Raw genomic sequence first — 16,624 nt, 5'->3', positions numbered from 1 at the left:
AAAGACGAGTCAATAAATGAAGGCTTAGATCGAGAAGCGATTGAGGAGGCGGGGATAGAATTATCCGATGAGAGAATCCCTTTCGCCTGTTGGTATTGGAAGGAACTTGACTCGTGTAGAGTCTACTTCTTAACTAAGGTAAAGTGGAAATGCCAAAAGGATAGAAAGTCGCGAAGAGCGTATTCCAGTAGTAAAAAGAGCAGGAATATTATCTGGTTGGCTTACTGATTAAATCAAGTTCATTACGCTAACGCAGAAAAATAAGTAAATACTGAATAAGGAGATTAACAAGGTGGAGAGCAAGTTTAATTCTAAACAAAAAAAACAGCAAGAACGTGAACTTCTTGATGAGTATCACAAATTGGTAACTGAACAAGCCTTGGAGCCATTGAATCAATCGTTTTTGGAGTGGAAACAAGGGACGTTGCCATATTTCGAACTTACTGAGCAAATCCACCTATTCCATAAAAAGAATCAGGAGATCTACAAGGACTTTGAGTACACAGGTCGTAAAGAACTCGTTCTCCTTGCTAAAATGAAATTGGGCCGATTAACTGAAGAAGATATTTAGAAAATAAATGGCTTTTGGAACGATGGGGATATGAGGATAATAACAAATTCTAAAACTATAACTACATCATGATGAGGCTGCCAGCACAAGGCAGCCTCGTTAAGTTAACGGGCAGCTTAATCACTTAGCGAATACTCTAAGTATGGAATTTTTGCTAAGTTTGCAGAATAGCCGTTATCGGAAATTGCCTAAAGAAAGAGGGATTAAGATCAAGAAAATAATAATAATTCTTCTCTTACTGGGATTAACCGCTTGTAAAACAACAGACAGCCCCATATTGAAACCAATAACTATTTCTCAAGCTTATCCAGGAAGCATAATGAATGTCTCAAAAATTGAACTAATTGATGGAAGTTCTGGTGAAAGAATAAAAATTGAAAACAAGAAAGAAATTGATCAATTTTCAAATGAAATCAAAGACTTGGTCTTAGATCCTGAGAAAAATCAAGAAGGAAGAACAGGATATATTTTTAGAGTAGCATTGTATGAGGGAAATGAGTTAAAGATGGATTTTATACCGACCTCAATAAACCGTACTTACTATAAATTAAATGAACAACTGAATAACAAACTAAAGGAAATATTTACAAAGAAATTTAATAGGCAGTTCTAAGAAGAGGCAACATCAGCTAACACCGCATTCCGGCTGCAGCCGCTACGCTCCTTTGGTTGCCGAGAGGCTTTTCGGGGGAAATATACGACCCGGCGTTTAGTCTCTAAACTTTAATTTTGTATAAAAAAACCTTCCGAATGGAAGGTTTAAATTAATGTTTCAATAATTATGACTAAACCTGCATGTCCAATTCATTTTATCCTAATCTTATTTAGAAATTTCACTATATTTTTTAAAATTATCTAGAAACGCTTGCCAGCCAGCTTTTTGCATCTCAATGGAATTGGTGGTTTCTGCTTCAAAAGCTTCAATTACCTTAGTATCGTTTTCTAGACTAATAAAAGTAATCGCAACTTTTCTTCCATCTCCCATAGTGTAAGAAATAAATTCATTTATTCTCACTTCATCATAAACACCACCAAGATCAAATCCAAAGCTTCCATCCTTTGCTTCCAATCTTGTAAGAAATTTTCCACCAACCCTTAAATCATTTTCGGCATTTGGTGCATGCCAGTCATCAGAAGCAAAAGACCATTTCTTTATATGCTGTGGTTCTGTCCAATATTCCCACACTTTTTCAGTTGGTGCATGTACCGTGGTTTCTACCGTTATTGTTTGATTACCTGTTTCCATTATAATTACCGCCTCACTATATGTAATTTAGATTATCTATAGTTAATTATACCATTAAACTTAAAGTAAACCATACTTGAGGGCCTGCATCGCGGCAGCTCCTCTTTATGTTATTGAAGTAACATCAGATCGTAAAATAAGTTGGGTGAACTACTGAATGCTAATGGAAAACATTGAAAATGAAATGAATTTTGGGCGACCTGAGACAATTGGGAATATTGGAACAGTATGGCCACCTGGAATAACTGGTCTCAAAATAAACTATCAAAGTCCACATCCAGGAACGCAATTATTTGGCCCTATTCAATGGCCGCCGTCTTTCTTGTTTACTTACCTTCTAGCCAGTTACAGAAAGCTTCCTTCGATACTTAGTGAATTTAATAATTACTCATCTTGAAGAGAGCATAGTCCAAACATGAAGAAACAACATAAGATGACAAGAAGTATTATTTCATATAAAAGGATGAGTGAGCAGGGAATGAAAACTTTACATCAGCGTAAAAAAAAGCACGGACGCGTGAAAGTCGAACAAAAGGCCATTCCTGCATCATCGCCCACTATCTCTTCGCAAGTTAAAGATATCTTAGGAACACCGGTATGTGTAGTGCTCAAGGACGGTTCTCTGTATTACGGAGTTCTAAATGAAATGCAAGGCGACCAAATCATTCTTCAAGGCTTCAAGGGAAATCGGAAGCTCCCGCGAAATAAAGCCAAAGCAAAAGCACAAATATCCAATTTAGGAGGTTTGGGAGGCTTACTTAGCGGAGGTGGATTCGGAGGCATGCTTGGTCTTCTTGGTGGCGGGGGTCCTGGGGGATTTTTTGGAGGAGGCTCTAGCGGATTACTGGGTGGCCTTGGTAAAGGTGGTGCTGCAACAGGTACTGCTGGGGGTGGAGGTTTCTTTGGTAATATGGGCAGCTTTTTTAAGCTGGGTATGGGAGTAATTTCTTTTATCATGCCATTGATGAAAAATTTTTCGATTTGAGGGAGTAGACTTCTGCACTTACGGAACGCGAACCCGTGTTAATTTGATTGTTTTCTTTCCACTTGAGTCGACAGAACCCCGCTTGAGATAAATACGAACAGCGAGCATGCCAGGCAGATCCCTGTAAAAATACCTACAGCAGAATAACCGTTAAACACCGCATAAAGCAATCCGGCCATCCAAGCTCCGAACGTTGTCGCCGCATTCATGGTTGATGTGGCCAGACTTGAAATGGTGCCGCGGATGGTCGGATTTAAACTATTCAGCAGCCCTACCATAAGCGGGAACAGAATACCGAGGATAGTGAAAATGAAAAAGTAAGCACCTTTTACTATATAAACCGACGACACATGAGGCAATACGATATAAGCCGCACTAACGATGAGCATCCCCGCCACCATAGTCTGTAACTGATTTAAGGCTTTTATCACATAAGGACTGCATAGGCTGCCGAGCAAATTGCCAAGCCCCAAAAAAATGATCACATATCCTGCCTCATTAATCGAAAGGTAAAAGCGGTCCGTCATCCATTTCCCGAGAAAAGCAAAGGCGGCGCTGCTCCCTAGATGTACAAAAAAGTAGGCGAGGAAGGTGCCTCTCGCTTTGCCGCTTGTCAGCAGGGGAACGTATCTTTTTAATATAATAGGCTTAGACCCTTGCTGTCCGTGCGGTTTCATGCTGGGCATGACGAAAAAAGCCGCAACCGCCAAAAGAAGTGAAAATATGCCGATCACCCAGAATGGAAGGGACCAATTGCTTGCTGCCAACAGGCTTCCGATCGGCACGCCGAGCGCTTGGGAGACAGCGAGCCCTGCGTAGGAGATGCCCAGCACTTTGCTGATTTTGGCTGGAGGAAACAGGGTCGGAATGGCTGCCCACACTTGCGGAGCTGTAAACGCCGCGCTGACTCCCGCCAAAAAACGGAATAAGCACATGGTCCAAAAATCAACAGAAAAACCGCACAAGCATGTTGAAACTGCGAAGCAAGTAAGGCCTGACAGCAGTACTTTTTTTCGATCCCATCCATCTGATAAAGGTCCGGCGATCAGTGCAAACACCGCCGAACCCAAGGTGTAGGCTCCCATCATCCATCCTGCGATTTCGGTAGGAACGCCGAACATACTTTGCAGTGTAGGAATCAGCGGAGAGATAAGAAACGTATCCGTACCGATAACAAACATGACAAGAAAAAATAACACGATAATTTTGTTCATTTTTTTCACCATTTTCTTTTATATTTGATCTTGAACCCTATTGTAGAGGGTAATAGTGACAATAGTTGTCATGAAATATAAAATAAATGTCCATTTGCATATCCGGGAGGATGGCAACGGGTGGCTGGAAGAGGATACTATGAATAGCCTGTTGAGAAATCTCAACAGGCAAAAAAGACACCCGAGAAGGTGTCTTTTGTTTATTATGCGGGAACAGGGAGAGAACCCCTACTTCTTCCCCTTTCCCTGTAATTCGTTCAAATATTCGTCCAATCGGTCGAAGCGTTCCTCCCACATGCGGCGGTAAGATTCCAGCCAGGTGTTCATTTCTATGAAGGGCTGGGCTCGAAGCTTATAAATACGCCGATTGGCGCTGGGCTGTACTTCAACAAACCCCGCGTCGCTAAGGACGCGGAGATGTTTGGAAACTTGTGGCTGCTGGAGGCTGAGGCGCTCGGCGATTTCCCCTACAGTGAGGGGACCGCCCCGCAGGAGTTCGACGATGTACAATCGGTTGGGCTCTGCTAGTGCGCTCCAGGTTGTTGTGATCAAGCCCATGTTCATGCACTCCTTCCTTCAACATATACCGGACAAGGGAGCTCTTTTGTTTATGCCGCTAAGCCGGGTGGCTGACTTAATGATGCAGATCTTTGTTTCTTATGATAGCACACATAGGACCCGCCGATGATAACAAATCCGATGATGAAAAACACTAAGCCGCCGGCAGGATCGCCCACCGCGATACTTGAATACATCGCACCCACAAGGTCAAATGTAAGCCCGGCATAAGCCCATTCCTTCATTCTCGGAAAGCCGGGAATCAGTATCGCTACAAGACCTAATAATTTGGCCACGCCCAGAAAAGGCAGGAGGTAAGAGGGATAGCCTAAATGAGCAAATAAGGCAACCGCATCTGATGCATAGAGGATATCCGGGATAGCACCAATGCCCATCAAGGCTACCAACAAAGCTGTAAAAATCCAATACATAACTTTCGTTTTTTTCATGAATTTATTACTCCCTTCAATTTATAATTTGACTTGATTTTGGTTCTTACATAGCGGCCAGTTGTTCCTGGAGACGATCCATTGTTGATTTGGCGCCCTCGACAGCTCCATATTCCTTGACCGCTTTCTCTAGCTCAGCGGCGGATTTGAAGCGCGCCGTCATCGTGAGCTCTGTCGTTGTGTTAGCTTGCTCCTTAAACGTGACCGTCACATGAAATTGATCGTCCTCATCGTCGTCGCCATGGGAGTATACGAGCTGCTCTGGGCTTACTATCTTGTGGTAGGTGATTTTATTATCATAATCGACGCCATCCGGACCGTGCATAACGTAACGCCATACCCCGCCTGGTCTAATATCAATTTCCTGAACCGTATTCGTAAAGCCCTTGGGTCCCCACCATTTCGGCAAATGCTCCGGATCTGTCCAAGCCTTGAAAACCAGTTCCCGCGGCGCATGAAAGATACGGGTGATACGGAGCTCTTGACCTGTAATGGACGTGAGCGTGTTGTTCGTGTCCTGAGCGTTATTCATATTATCATCCTCCAAATTGTTTTTGTTCTTGTTTTCTGTTTTGAATATACCACAATGGGAATATTCCTGTAAAGGAATATTTAAAATCAATTTCCGCTTTCCATCTTGCATATTGTTCCGGTAAACATAATGTGTAGGAAGATTGATTTTCGTTTTTCTCAATGCCGTTTGAACCCATGTAAATGACAATTCACCACCTTATTGTAGTTGTAACATAAAACGGCATTTAATAATTTCGTTATCTTGCTGTTACATTCGAGAACGCGTACAAAAGCTTATTTTCGGGGTTATACTGTTCGCAGAGGTTAATATGCCTTTTGACGAGTTGGTTGGAACTTGAATGTGACGATACGCGCAAAAAGGGAGGCTTACAGCATGTCTGAGAATCTGTCGCAAGGATTAGCTGATCTGGATTGGAGTTTCATGCAGCAGTCGCTGGACGAACACGGTTATGCCAAACTACCTGGCTTGTTAAACAATACGGAATGTAAGGAAATCATAAGTACTTACGAGGAAGAAAACCGCTTTCGAACGACCATTGACATGGCTCGGTACCGCTTTGGGGTCGGGGAGTACAAATATTACAACGCTCCCCTGCCATTTTTGCTTCAACAGCTGCGCGAAGGATTGTATCCGAAACTTGCCATAACAGCTAATCGCTGGCTAGAACAATTGGGCCACAATGCTTCTTATCCGGCAACATTAGCGGAATTCCTCGATCAATGCCATCAAGAAGGGCAGAACCGTCCAACCCCATTGATCCTGAAATATGAAGCTGGGGGATACAATTGTCTGCATCAGGATTTGTATGGGAAAGTATTCTTTCCCTTTCAGGTCGTATTCGCTCTTAATCAAAGAGAAGAAGATTTCACAGGTGGGGAGTTACTATTGGTGGAACAGCGTCCGAGGGCGCAAAGTAGAGGTCATGTCATCACTTTGAAACAAGGAGAAGGACTGATTTTTCCAACCAATCATCGTCCGGTTTTGGGAACGCGAGGCTATTATAAAACGACTCTTCGACACGGTGTAAACACAATAACAACAGGTACAAGATACAGTTTGGGTATTATATTTCACGATGCGAAATAATGATAATCGTTTCAGCAGATTCCCTAGCTTTGAGACATTGTAGTGCGCTGCTCAACTGTCCCGATTTTGCCTGAATCACAATTTCCTTGACCATCTGAACAATCGAAGTCACCCTCAGCGGAAAAGGAAAGTCGTTGACATTAACCTTACGTCATAGTTTATCCTCCTAATTATCAATAGATATTAGGAGGTTTTTTTATGAAAACATTAATTAAAAATGTAACTATACTCACGATGATCGATGATGATCAACCCATTACTGGGGACATACTCATTGAAGGAGACAAGATCAAAAAGTTGGGGACCCAAATTACAGATGGGGTAGACGAAGTTATTGAGGGACAAGGAATGATTGCGATGCCTGGCTTGATTAATGCCCATCAACATACCCCAATGAGCTTGTTGAAAGGATTTTCCGACGATCTAAAATTAATGGATTGGCTAGAGAAAAAAATGCTGCCGGCCGAGGCCAGAATGACCCCCGAAGATATTTACTGGGGTGCCAAGCTATTGATGGCAGAAATGATCAAATCAGGAACAACAGCTTTTGCTGACATGTATATTCATATGAACGAAATTGCTTCAGCGGTTCAAGAAGTTGGTATGCGTGCTTCATTAACAAGAGGGTTGGTTTTTCTTCAAGACGACGGAGGTAAAAGGATAACAGAAGCACTGGAACTGGTTGAACGCTGGAATGGAAAAGCGGAAGGTAGAATTTCAACTATGCTCGGCCCACACGCACCGTACACTTGTCCTCCAAAAGCATTAAGGAAAATCATAAATATGGCAGAAGAGTTGAACTTACCAATCCACATCCATTTAGCCGAAACAAAGGAAGAAGTAATGAAAATTCAAGAAAAATACAACCAGACGCCCACGGAGTATTTGTATAATGAAGGTCTCTTTGAAAGATCGCATGTTCTCTTAGCTCATAGCGTGCATCTGAATCGACGAGATATTAGATTTTTGAAAGGGATGCGTGGAGGCGTATCGCATAACCCAGTAAGCAATTTAAAGTTAGGGTGTGGGATTGCACCAGTTTTCGAAATGATTAATCAGGGCATCACCGTCGGTCTGGGTACGGATGGAACAGGAAGTGCCACAACTATCGATATGTTTGAGGAGATAAAAGCGGCGACTTGGTTGCAGAAATTAGATTATGGCGACCCGACAGTGCTTCCCGCCGGGCATGTTTTACGTATGGCGACAAAAGGAAGCGCTAAGTTGTTAAACATAGATAATGAAGTAGGAACACTAGAAATTGGGAAAAAAGCGGATATAATTCTCGTCGATATGAACAAACCGCATTTGCAGCCTATCCATAATGTTGAGTCGCTGCTTGCATACAGTGTTAATGGAGCTGATGTTGATACAACGATAGTTAACGGTAAAGTGCTCATGAAAAACCGGAAATTAATGACGATTGATGAAGATGAACTTTTAAAACAAGTAACTGTTCGTGCGAAACGGATCGTAGAGGGGATTTAAGGAATATGACCTATGCAGTTTAATCCATTTACTGGTAAAACAGACTCCAATTCAGTTATTAACGTGAAAATACACCTGTAATTGGATTGCAGTTACCACTTCGATCAAATCAAATGGAATTTCTCCCGTTAATTTCAGTCATTTTCTTTGAAATCATCAAAAACAGTTGTTTTTACGGTAGGTTTTCCATCTAAAATGTGTTTTCAAAGAGGAAAGGGCATAATTAGAAGCAGATTTTCCAGTTAAATTGTGTCGACCATCCATTCCCATGGAAAACCATTTATCTGGACAATCACAGTAAATGGGGTGAACTGCATAGGTTACGTAAGCCGATATCTGTCTCCGGCGGTGAAACGATTTTCGGATTATGTGCAGCTGACTTTTACTTGAATATCCTTTCCTTAACGGATTGACCACTAACTCTTTACCACTCATCCTACTAAAAGTATAATAGGTTTAGAACAAATGTTCTGGGATTGGAGTGGAGAAATAATGAGTATTAGTAATCGTGAGAATAAAAAGATAGCCAACGTATTGGCTAATGCCTTACTTAGCCAGCAATTTATTAGTATAAAGATTTATAATGAGACTGGGGATGGGCAAATTACAGGTCTAATAACCATAATTGATCAAGAGATAAGAAGAGTAAAGCTATCCCACGAAAATGGTACGGATTGGGTAGCATTTGACGATATCTTGAATGTAGAATTGGTGGAATAGTACTTTTGCAGGGACACGGCTAAAGGAAGGCATGCTGGGAGCTAAGCATGTCTTTTTGCTTTGGTTCGGTCTCAAGACTGAGTGTGATTTCATCCCCGGGCTTGAATGAATGATAATTTCGTCGTTATATAATGAAAACACGAGTATTATTCAGCTTGGAGACTAGGTTGTATGCGTTGTTTCTACTGGTGAAGAAAAGGGGATGGAAATGGATATAGTAAGTGCAAAAATAAATTCGAACTTTCGGGATTCGTTTACCCATTCAACTGCAGTTTCGAAGGACGGAACTACAATTGGATACCAAAGTATAGGTAAGGGTCCGAGTCTCATTGTAATCCACGGGGCGCTTAGTACTTCGAATGATTTTACTAAGTTTGCCCAAGAATTGTCGGATTCCTTTACAGTCCATGTTATGGATCGACGTGGACGTGGATGGAGTGGACCACAAGGGATTAACTATACCATCAATAAGGAATGTGAAGATGTAAAAAGCGTACAAGAAGCAACGAAGGCAACCTATGTATTCGGTCATAGCTACGGTGGGCTTGTAGCTTTGGAGGCTGCGCGAACCCATACCTTTAAGAAAATGGCTGTCTATGAACCTGGCGTTTCAATTAAGTCGACACCAACGGAATGGGATTGGCTGCCTGAATATGAAAAAGACATGAATAAGAAAGATTTTAGGGGGGCATTTGCCAGCTTTGTAAAGGGTGCAGCTCACTCGCCCTTAAAAAAGTTACCGAAATGGTATGCAAAGTTTATTTTACGTTTGGTAATACGCGGAAATCATTGGAATCAAATTGAAAAACTATTGCCAGAAAATTTAATAGAGCACAGAGAAGTGAAACGCCTGGCATCCACTTTCAGTAATTACCAAATGATTGATACGAATGTCCTTTTAATTTCTGGGGGGAAGAGTCCAGATTCTGTGCATCAAATGATTCGAGTATTGGACGAAACCATTTCACTAACACAAACGTTGATTTTACCAAATCTAGATCATCTCGCTCCGGATAATAAATACGCACCGGTTGAAGTGGCACAGCATGTAAAGCGGTATCTTCTAAGTTGAACTTCGGTGCCTAAATTAACCATATTATTGTATAATCAAATAAACGTTTTGAAAGTGAGCTGAAAGCTGATGATGTGGTCACCATTATTTGAAAATGATGTACCTGCAGGTACAAAATGAATAAAACCTTATTAGGGTCGTTATATTTATCACTCGCTGCTAGTATTTGGGGTGGGATGTATGTGGTGGTAAAAGTTGTGGTAGACGTTGTACCACCACTTGTATTAGTATGGCTTCGCTATGTTATTGCGATTTTTGCATTGCTAATTATTGGCGTTGTAACCAAACAATCATGGCGGATTGAAAAACGACTGGCCATTAATTTTCATTATTGGGCTTGTTGGAAATACAATTTCTATCATTACCCAAGAAGTGGGTACGATGCTCTCTAATGCACAAATGGGCGCCATTATTACTTCAACGACACCTGCCTTTATGGTGCTGTTTGCGCGTCTCATTTTAAAAGAAAAAATTACATTTAAAAAGTCAATTTCTATTGTTTTAGCCACATTCGGTGTGTGTATTATTGTTGGAAATGCCCATATTGATACATCTCATCAACTTGGTGGCGCATCACTGCTTATTGCAGCACTAACATGGTCACTAATGTCTGTTCTTATAAAACGTGTACCGAAGCAATATTCACCAATTGTCGTAACGAGCTATGCTACTCTTGTGGCAATCGCCGTACTAACACCTTTTACAATTAGTCGATTAGATGAGCTCGATTTTCAAGCCATGATGCATCCATCTATTTGGGGTGGTCTTTTATTCTTAGGAGTTATTTCGACCGCATGTGGTTTTTTACTGTGGAATCGTGGATTGCAAATGCTGAACGCTTCAAGTGGCGGATTATTCTTCTTTTTCCAGCCTATAGTCGGTACTTTTTTAGGGTGGCTATTACTAGGTGAGCAAGTTGGCCTGTCTTTTGGGATAGGTACCGTATTAATCTTTATTGGTGTACTTTTGGTCATCCGACCTAAACGGGAAACGAGAGCTTAACAACTAAGATAACGAGGCTGCCGCGCAAAATGATATGCTCCCCTTTAAGTAGACAGGTTAAATAAACAAACCGCTACTTGAAGGGGAGTTTTCTTTGTCCAAAAAGAATCAATATAACGCTATAGAGAAATTAGCGGTTATTAAAGAATGGGAAGAAGGCACTGGTAATCGGGCGGAAGTTGCCCAGAGGTACAACATCAGTATCAATACCTTAGTGAAATGGCGACATCGGTATGAATTGTACGGGATGGAAGGATTAGAAATCCGAAGTGGTAAAAGTAGCTATTCCGTGGAACTTAAGCTTCGAGCTGTTCACGATTATTTCTCAGGTCAATATTCTCAATACGAAATCATCGATAAGTACAAAATTGCTAGTCGTACCCAACTCAAACGTTGGATTGACAAGTATAATGGTCATAGCAGCTTTAAACCAGATAACAAGGGAGCAAGAGCTATGACAAAAGGTCGATCTACAACATGGCAGGAACGAATCGATATTGTACTCTACTGTCTTACACATCAGCATGACTACCGGAAAGCCGCGGAGCAGTATCAGGTCTCCTACCATCAAGTGTTCCAGTGGGTAAAAAAGTACGAAGATGGTGGACAGGATTCATTAAAAGACGGTCGGGGACGGAAAAAGGCAACGACGGAAACGTTAAACGAAGCGGATCACCAGAAGCTCGCAATGAAGAAGCTGGAGTATGAAAATGAACGACTTAGAGCGGAGAATGCATTCTTAAAAAAGTTACAGGAATTGCAAAGGAGGCGACGTTAAGCGGGCACCGACAGGAACATGTTTACCTGGCTATCCAGTCCATCCAGCAGGAAGATACGTTTAGTCTACAGCTGCTGTGTGAGATTGCCGAGGTCCCACGGTCAAGCTATTACAAATGGCTCAACCACAAACCTAGTTTGCGTGAACAAGAAAATGAGGGGCTTATAGAGGCTTTGCTTTTCCTGCATGAGAAAGTTGGTGGCATTTACGGATACCGGCGACTAACCCTTCATTTGCGTCGACAAACCAAGCAGCGGATTAACCACAAACGTGTGTATCGCCTTATGAAGCTGGCAAGAATCCAATCGGTTATTCGCAGAAAGAGAAAGAAACATACACATTCCACGCCTCAACATATTGCCCAGAATCTGTTAAAACGTGAGTTCCACGCAGAGTCCCCAAACGAAAAGTGGTTGACAGATGTAACGGAGTTGAAATACGGCAATGGCCAGAAGGCCTATCTCAGCGCCATTCTAGATCTCCATGATAACACTGTAGTCTCCTATGTTTTGGGACACTCCAACAACAATAGTCTTGTATTCCAAACCGTCAAATTGGCCTTACGAGCGACACCAGGAAGCAAACCGATGCTTCATAGTGATCGGGGCTTTCAGTACACCTCTTTAAAATTTAAGAGGTTATTTGGCGAGAAACTCACCCAGAGCATGTCCCGGGTTGGCAGGTGCATTGATAATGGTCCCATGGAAGCATTCTGGGGAATTCTTAAATGTGAGAGGTATTATTTGCGTTCATACACTACCTTTGAGGATCTGAAGAAAGACATTGATACCTACATCTATTTTTACAATAATGAACGATTACAGGCGAAATTAAACGGCCTTAGTCCAATGGAATTTAGGACCAAGACCGCTTAGAATTTTTAATTTTTTGTACTGTCTACTTGACGGGGTGCAGTTCAAAAGAATCGGTAGCCTCGTTCCGTTAACAACGTGGCACAAGAAATAAAGGAATATCAAAAGGGAGGAACTAACCTTGGCCAACGCCATCATAGAAGTTGACGGACTCGTCAAAAGGTATGGGAAATTCACCGCGGTGAATGGCATTCATTTTAAAGTGAGTGAAGGGGAAGTATTTGGACTGCTCGGGCCAAATGGGGCGGGCAAAACGACAACGATGGAAATGATCGAAGGTTTGCGGCGACCGGATGAAGGGAGAGCACTTGTCGCAGGCTTCGATACGAAAAAAGATTTGAAAAAGGTCAAGGAAATCATCGGCGTACAGCTCCAATCGACGTCACTGTTCGATCTGCTTCACGTTCACGAGATCATCCGCATGTACGCAAGCTTTTATCCAAGCTCAGTGCCAGTCGAGCCGCTGCTCGACGACATGATATTGCGCGAAAAAAAGAATGACCGCGTCAAAAACTTATCCGGTGGCCAGAAGCAGCGACTCGCCATTGCGTTGGCGCTCGTGAATGATCCGAAGGTGGTTTTTCTGGATGAGCCGACAACCGGACTCGATCCTCAAGCCCGACGTACGTTGTGGGATATCGTGCTCCGCTTGAAGGAGCGCGGTAAGACTGTGGTGATCTCAACGCACTACATGGAAGAGGCTCATGTGCTTTGCGACCGTATCTGCCTCATGGATAAAGGACAAATCGTTGCGTTGGATACACCGGAGCAGCTCGTGCGCAGCCTGCAGTCAGACAGCGCCATCGAGTTTCGCATGCCGGAGCAGATCCGAGAAGATGAGGCACGAAAGCAGGAAGTGCTGACGCTTGTCCAGTCATTGCCTGATGTGAAACAAGTTGATCAGCGTAAAGACACGTTTGTGTTGTACACGGATCATTTGCAGAATGCGCTAACTGCATTTGTACAACAAACTGCAGAGCAAAACATCCGGGTTTCTGATCTGCAAACGCGCACGGCAACGCTTGAGGACGTGTTTATCCACATGACGGGAAGGAGCCTGAGGGAAGAATGAAAGCGTATCGTCAATTGACCTTAGCCCAGTTACGACTTTTTGGGCGAAATCGGCAAGTATTATTTTGGACGCTCGTTTTTCCGATCTTTTTCATGGTGATGCTAGGTTCATTCTTAGGAAAAGGGGACAGCACATCGCTCTCCGTCACCGTTATCGACCAAGACCAGACGACTGCGTCGAAGGCACTTCTATCCTCTATGAAGCAGCTATCCATATTAAAATTAACTGAAAGCACAGATCTCAATGCTGCGATGAAAGATCTTAAGCATGGCGATCGGCAGCTTGTCGTCGCCGTTCCCAAAGGGTATGAAGCTGCTGTGAGCGCTAAATCCGCCTCTATGCAGGGCTCCAAACTCACCGTCTACTTCGACGAGACGAGCCAAACAACCAATCAGATCGGGCTTCCCATCATGTCTCAGATCGCCGATGGTATTAGCAAGCAGATCGTGGGTTACACACCTGTCGTCACGATTCAATCACAGGCGGTCCAATCTCTTAACCTGAAGTATATCGACTTCCTCGTCCCAGGCATCGTTGCTATGATGATTATGAGTAACAATCTGAACGGCGTCGCCGGCCAAATCGCATCTTGGCGCGAGCGGGGTATCCTTCGGCGTCTTCAGAGTACGCCGCTCCAACCGCGGAGCTTCATTGCCGCGCAAATCACCGCCCGACTGCTGTTGAACGGCGCGCAGGCGATGATCGTGCTGCTAATCGGCAGCCTGATTTTTGGAACACAGGTGAATGGTTCGTGGATACTTCTGCTAATGTTCGTGATACTCGGGACACTTACTTTCATGTCGATCGGCTTTATCATCGCCGCACTCGCCAAAACGCCGGAAAGCGCTGGCCCGATTGCCGGTTTCGTCTCCTTCCCACTTCTTTTTCTAGGTGGCGTCTTCTTTCCGATCAAAAATATGCCTGACTGGCTGCAGCCCGTAGTCAAGTTGCTGCCGATCTCGCATCTGTCCTCAGCACTGCGCCAAATCATGAATGTCGGAGCATCGCTTGCCGACGTGTGGCGTGAAGCCGCGCTGCTTGGCGGCTGGATGCTTGTAGCCTTCATTATCGCCAGCCTAACATTCAAGTGGGAGTAACGAAAAATAACGATATGATGTTAACAATCGATTGAGGGTGAAATGGAATGATTTTGTCTTGTGAATCAAATTTTCTAGAAGATTATCTAGTAGAAACTGAGGAAGTTGATTATAGTCACCTATCTATTAAAGAAAAAGCAACAGAATTATATAACGAATCGGATAACGAAGATGATTTTGTGAAAAGAGCTTATGAATTTGTTCGTGATGAAATATCTCATTCTTGGGATATTCAAAGTACACGAATTACATGTAAAGCCTCGGAAGCACTATTCTTTAAGGAAGGTATTTGTTACGCTAAGTCTAATCTGTTATGCGCCATATTAAGAAGCAAAGGGATTCCAACTGGTTTTTGTTATCAACGACTCACAATAGGTGACACACCAGATACAGGGTATTGCATCCATGCCTTAAATGCAGTTTACCTTAAATCCATAGGAAGATGGGTTCGCCTAGATGCACGTGGAAATAAAGTTAATGTTAATGCGGAATTCTCCAAAGATGAAGAAAAGCTGGCTTTTTCGGTACGGGAAGAATACAACGAAGTGGATCATCCAGATATATATAAAGGGCCAAACTTAAAAACAATTAATGCATTAAAGCAAAATACGGATTGTATACAGATGTTTCTTCGTGGTTTACCGTCTAGTTTATAGTCAAAAGTATTCATGTATACTTTGCTTTTTATTGGGCAATAATATTGGTGATTGCGTTAAAACGGAAAAGAAAGAAAACCTGTTTACCGGATAATGTTCGTTGTTAAAAAAATTGTATCCATATTGGAATTGAAATTGAATGAAGTATCGCCTGCAATATGGTTAATTTCTCCTTTCAGGTAAGACGCAAGAATGAAGAAGCTGAGATCAATGATCCAGCTTCTTTTTTATTAAATTGCAAGCGTTTCATATTGGAGGAAAAGATGATCAAGGATTGGATCGGAACTATAATTTGTTGGATAATTTCTTTAATAGCCATCGCTTACGGTTTTTATCTTACGAAAGAAGTACATAAAAAGAAAAGCGTTGTTGATTATGCACTTATGCCAAGTTTGTTTAATGCTTCATCTGATACTTTTATAGGATGGGTTTTCGGAGCTATTGCTGGAATAATATTCGGTCTATTTGTGGGACTATTCTTCAAATTATTGCCTTGGTGGTTGGCAAGAGGTATTCATTTTGCGATTGGAATTGGGTTTTTTGCATTAGGATTTTATTTATTAAATATACAGTAATATTATGGGCAGTGAGTGTTCATTTCGTTAAAATTTTCATTAAGGTATCAACCTCTAACAGCCAGCCTTTATTGGATTGCGTTTCCTGCAGCATGAGTCCAGTTATGACGGTGAAATAGAGGATCAACAGCTCTTGAGGATTACCTTGACAGAATTCCCCTGTTTGTTGACCTTTGATGAATATAGGAACCAGTTTATCAATTGTATCTCTGGGAGAATATTGATTGACCATTTCTTTGGCTTTTGCAGGCACCTCATCCGACTTTTGTACTTGTTGAAGCAATAAGAAAAAATGTTTATGACTCTCATCAAGCATTCTTTTTGTTAAAGTTCTTATTTGTTCTAATGGCGTACCTGGTAGTTGATGAACGTTGTTAATCGCCGCTTGGGCTTCTTCGATCGCTTCCTGTACGAGTACTGAAAAGATTTCTTCTTTGGAGTTGAAATAGCGGTAAGAAAGTCCTTGGCTAATACCGGCTTCAGAAGCAATCATGCTCATTTTCGTACCAGCGATTCCTCGTTGAGCGAATATTTTAAGAGCTGCTCTCTTAATCTGTTCTCTGCGTTCATCGTGAGTGCGATCAGGGGATTGTTCGTGTAGTTGTGTCAACGTTATTCACTCTCCAATTAGGTTCCTTTGTGACAACT

20 protein-coding genes and 1 pseudogene are annotated in these 16,624 nt (G+C 42.4%); 14 read left to right on the top strand and 7 right to left on the bottom strand.

The features are described from left to right. Positions 1–292: 292 nt before the first annotated feature. Positions 293–571 (top strand): hypothetical protein, encoded by a 279-nt coding sequence (locus QFZ77_RS36495; RefSeq protein ID WP_307448523.1) that lies wholly within the window; start codon positions 293–295, stop codon positions 569–571. 142 nt (positions 572–713) lie between these two features. Next, positions 714–1,184, top strand: a complete 471-nt coding sequence (locus QFZ77_RS36490; RefSeq protein ID WP_307448520.1) for a hypothetical protein — start codon at positions 714–716, stop codon at positions 1,182–1,184. 207 nt (positions 1,185–1,391) lie between these two features. Here the strand turns inward: QFZ77_RS36490 and QFZ77_RS36485 are convergent, their stop codons facing one another. Beyond that, positions 1,392–1,817 carry an SRPBCC family protein gene (locus tag QFZ77_RS36485; RefSeq protein ID WP_307448518.1) on the bottom strand — a complete coding sequence of 142 codons (426 nt, stop codon included), beginning with the start codon at positions 1,815–1,817 and terminating at the stop codon, positions 1,392–1,394. 478 nt (positions 1,818–2,295) lie between these two features. Here QFZ77_RS36485 and QFZ77_RS36480 point away from each other — a divergent pair, with 478 nt between their 5' ends. Next, on the top strand, positions 2,296–2,802 hold the full coding sequence (locus QFZ77_RS36480; RefSeq protein WP_307448515.1) for a hypothetical protein: 507 nt from the start codon (positions 2,296–2,298) through the stop codon (positions 2,800–2,802). 38 nt (positions 2,803–2,840) lie between these two features. Here the strand turns inward: QFZ77_RS36480 and QFZ77_RS36475 are convergent, their stop codons facing one another. The 5 genes from QFZ77_RS36475 to QFZ77_RS36455 form a co-directional block, all read right to left on the bottom strand. After that, a complete protein-coding gene (locus tag QFZ77_RS36475; RefSeq protein WP_307448512.1) occupies positions 2,841–4,016 on the bottom strand; it encodes an MFS transporter in 1,176 nt (391 codons plus the stop codon). Positions 4,017–4,244: 228 nt separating this feature from the next. Next, entirely contained in the window at positions 4,245–4,574 is a 330-nt protein-coding gene (locus QFZ77_RS36470) for an ArsR/SmtB family transcription factor (protein ID WP_373462706.1), read from the bottom strand. A gap of 50 nt (positions 4,575–4,624) precedes the next feature. Further along, positions 4,625–5,023, bottom strand: a complete 399-nt coding sequence (locus tag QFZ77_RS36465) for a DoxX family protein (protein ID WP_307448507.1) — start codon at positions 5,021–5,023, stop codon at positions 4,625–4,627. Between the two features lie 46 nt (positions 5,024–5,069). Next, a complete protein-coding gene (locus tag QFZ77_RS36460; protein ID WP_307448505.1) occupies positions 5,070–5,555 on the bottom strand; it encodes an SRPBCC family protein in 486 nt (161 codons plus the stop codon). Between the two features lie 4 nt (positions 5,556–5,559). Beyond that, positions 5,560–5,733, bottom strand: coding sequence for a hypothetical protein (locus QFZ77_RS36455; RefSeq protein ID WP_307448502.1), 174 nt, complete (start codon positions 5,731–5,733; stop codon positions 5,560–5,562). A gap of 197 nt (positions 5,734–5,930) precedes the next feature. On the opposite strand from QFZ77_RS36455, the gene QFZ77_RS36450 reads away from it, so the two are divergent. From QFZ77_RS36450 to QFZ77_RS36400, 11 genes and pseudogenes are all read left to right on the top strand, one after another. Next, the gene (locus QFZ77_RS36450; protein ID WP_307448499.1) at positions 5,931–6,644 is read left to right on the top strand and encodes a 2OG-Fe(II) oxygenase; all 714 of its coding nucleotides are present in this window, start codon (positions 5,931–5,933) and stop codon (positions 6,642–6,644) included. Positions 6,645–6,842: 198 nt separating this feature from the next. Then, a complete protein-coding gene (locus QFZ77_RS36445; RefSeq protein WP_307448497.1) occupies positions 6,843–8,132 on the top strand; it encodes an amidohydrolase in 1,290 nt (429 codons plus the stop codon). A gap of 492 nt (positions 8,133–8,624) precedes the next feature. Beyond that, entirely contained in the window at positions 8,625–8,852 is a 228-nt protein-coding gene (locus QFZ77_RS36440; RefSeq protein WP_307448495.1) for a YolD-like family protein, read from the top strand. 208 nt (positions 8,853–9,060) lie between these two features. Beyond that, positions 9,061–9,924 carry an alpha/beta hydrolase gene (locus QFZ77_RS36435; RefSeq protein ID WP_307448491.1) on the top strand — a complete coding sequence of 288 codons (864 nt, stop codon included), beginning with the start codon at positions 9,061–9,063 and terminating at the stop codon, positions 9,922–9,924. Between the two features lie 116 nt (positions 9,925–10,040). After that, positions 10,041–10,926 (top strand): annotated as a pseudogene (locus tag QFZ77_RS36430) (DMT family transporter). A 94-nt stretch (positions 10,927–11,020) separates the two neighbouring features. Then, the gene (locus tag QFZ77_RS36425) at positions 11,021–11,704 is read left to right on the top strand and encodes a helix-turn-helix domain-containing protein (RefSeq protein ID WP_307435529.1); all 684 of its coding nucleotides are present in this window, start codon (positions 11,021–11,023) and stop codon (positions 11,702–11,704) included. After that, positions 11,662–12,579, top strand: coding sequence for an IS3 family transposase (locus QFZ77_RS36420; RefSeq protein ID WP_307450091.1), 918 nt, complete (start codon positions 11,662–11,664; stop codon positions 12,577–12,579). The genes QFZ77_RS36425 and QFZ77_RS36420 overlap by 43 nt, the downstream gene beginning before the upstream one ends. A 118-nt stretch (positions 12,580–12,697) precedes the next feature. Continuing rightward, positions 12,698–13,648 (top strand): ABC transporter ATP-binding protein, encoded by a 951-nt coding sequence (locus QFZ77_RS36415; protein ID WP_307448488.1) that lies wholly within the window; start codon positions 12,698–12,700, stop codon positions 13,646–13,648. Then, complete coding sequence (locus tag QFZ77_RS36410; protein ID WP_307448484.1) at positions 13,645–14,745, top strand: ABC transporter permease; 1,101 nt, start codon at positions 13,645–13,647, stop codon at positions 14,743–14,745. The genes QFZ77_RS36415 and QFZ77_RS36410 overlap by 4 nt, the downstream gene beginning before the upstream one ends. A gap of 47 nt (positions 14,746–14,792) precedes the next feature. Continuing rightward, on the top strand, positions 14,793–15,401 hold the full coding sequence (locus tag QFZ77_RS36405) for a transglutaminase-like domain-containing protein (protein WP_307448481.1): 609 nt from the start codon (positions 14,793–14,795) through the stop codon (positions 15,399–15,401). Positions 15,402–15,664: 263 nt separating this feature from the next. Next, a complete protein-coding gene (locus tag QFZ77_RS36400; protein WP_307448478.1) occupies positions 15,665–15,976 on the top strand; it encodes a hypothetical protein in 312 nt (103 codons plus the stop codon). Positions 15,977–15,995: 19 nt separating this feature from the next. Here the strand turns inward: QFZ77_RS36400 and QFZ77_RS36395 are convergent, their stop codons facing one another. Continuing rightward, entirely contained in the window at positions 15,996–16,586 is a 591-nt protein-coding gene (locus QFZ77_RS36395; RefSeq protein WP_307448475.1) for a TetR/AcrR family transcriptional regulator, read from the bottom strand. Positions 16,587–16,624 lie beyond the last annotated feature (38 nt).

Source organism: Paenibacillus sp. V4I3 (genome assembly GCF_030817215.1).
Classification (GTDB): Bacteria; Bacillota; Bacilli; order Paenibacillales; family NBRC-103111; genus Paenibacillus_E.
Note: the sequence above shows the minus strand (reverse complement) of the source record. Positions and strands in the feature narration are given on the sequence as shown.

Coding starts and splice junctions, on each gene's coding strand:
- QFZ77_RS36405 (WP_307448481.1), top strand. CDS start 14,793: ATGATTTTGTCTTGTGAATCAAATTTTCTAGAAGATTATCTAGTAGAA.
- QFZ77_RS36400 (WP_307448478.1), top strand. CDS start 15,665: ATGATCAAGGATTGGATCGGAACTATAATTTGTTGGATAATTTCTTTA.
- QFZ77_RS36410 (WP_307448484.1), top strand. CDS start 13,645: ATGAAAGCGTATCGTCAATTGACCTTAGCCCAGTTACGACTTTTTGGG.
- QFZ77_RS36460 (WP_307448505.1), bottom strand. CDS start 5,555: ATGAATAACGCTCAGGACACGAACAACACGCTCACGTCCATTACAGGT.
- QFZ77_RS36475 (WP_307448512.1), bottom strand. CDS start 4,016: ATGAACAAAATTATCGTGTTATTTTTTCTTGTCATGTTTGTTATCGGT.
- QFZ77_RS36480 (WP_307448515.1), top strand. CDS start 2,296: ATGAAAACTTTACATCAGCGTAAAAAAAAGCACGGACGCGTGAAAGTC.
- QFZ77_RS36490 (WP_307448520.1), top strand. CDS start 714: ATGGAATTTTTGCTAAGTTTGCAGAATAGCCGTTATCGGAAATTGCCT.
- QFZ77_RS36485 (WP_307448518.1), bottom strand. CDS start 1,817: ATGGAAACAGGTAATCAAACAATAACGGTAGAAACCACGGTACATGCA.
- QFZ77_RS36435 (WP_307448491.1), top strand. CDS start 9,061: ATGGATATAGTAAGTGCAAAAATAAATTCGAACTTTCGGGATTCGTTT.
- QFZ77_RS36465 (WP_307448507.1), bottom strand. CDS start 5,023: ATGAAAAAAACGAAAGTTATGTATTGGATTTTTACAGCTTTGTTGGTA.
- QFZ77_RS36445 (WP_307448497.1), top strand. CDS start 6,843: ATGAAAACATTAATTAAAAATGTAACTATACTCACGATGATCGATGAT.
- QFZ77_RS36455 (WP_307448502.1), bottom strand. CDS start 5,733: ATGGGTTCAAACGGCATTGAGAAAAACGAAAATCAATCTTCCTACACA.
- QFZ77_RS36450 (WP_307448499.1), top strand. CDS start 5,931: ATGTCTGAGAATCTGTCGCAAGGATTAGCTGATCTGGATTGGAGTTTC.
- QFZ77_RS36440 (WP_307448495.1), top strand. CDS start 8,625: ATGAGTATTAGTAATCGTGAGAATAAAAAGATAGCCAACGTATTGGCT.
- QFZ77_RS36470 (WP_373462706.1), bottom strand. CDS start 4,574: ATGGGCTTGATCACAACAACCTGGAGCGCACTAGCAGAGCCCAACCGA.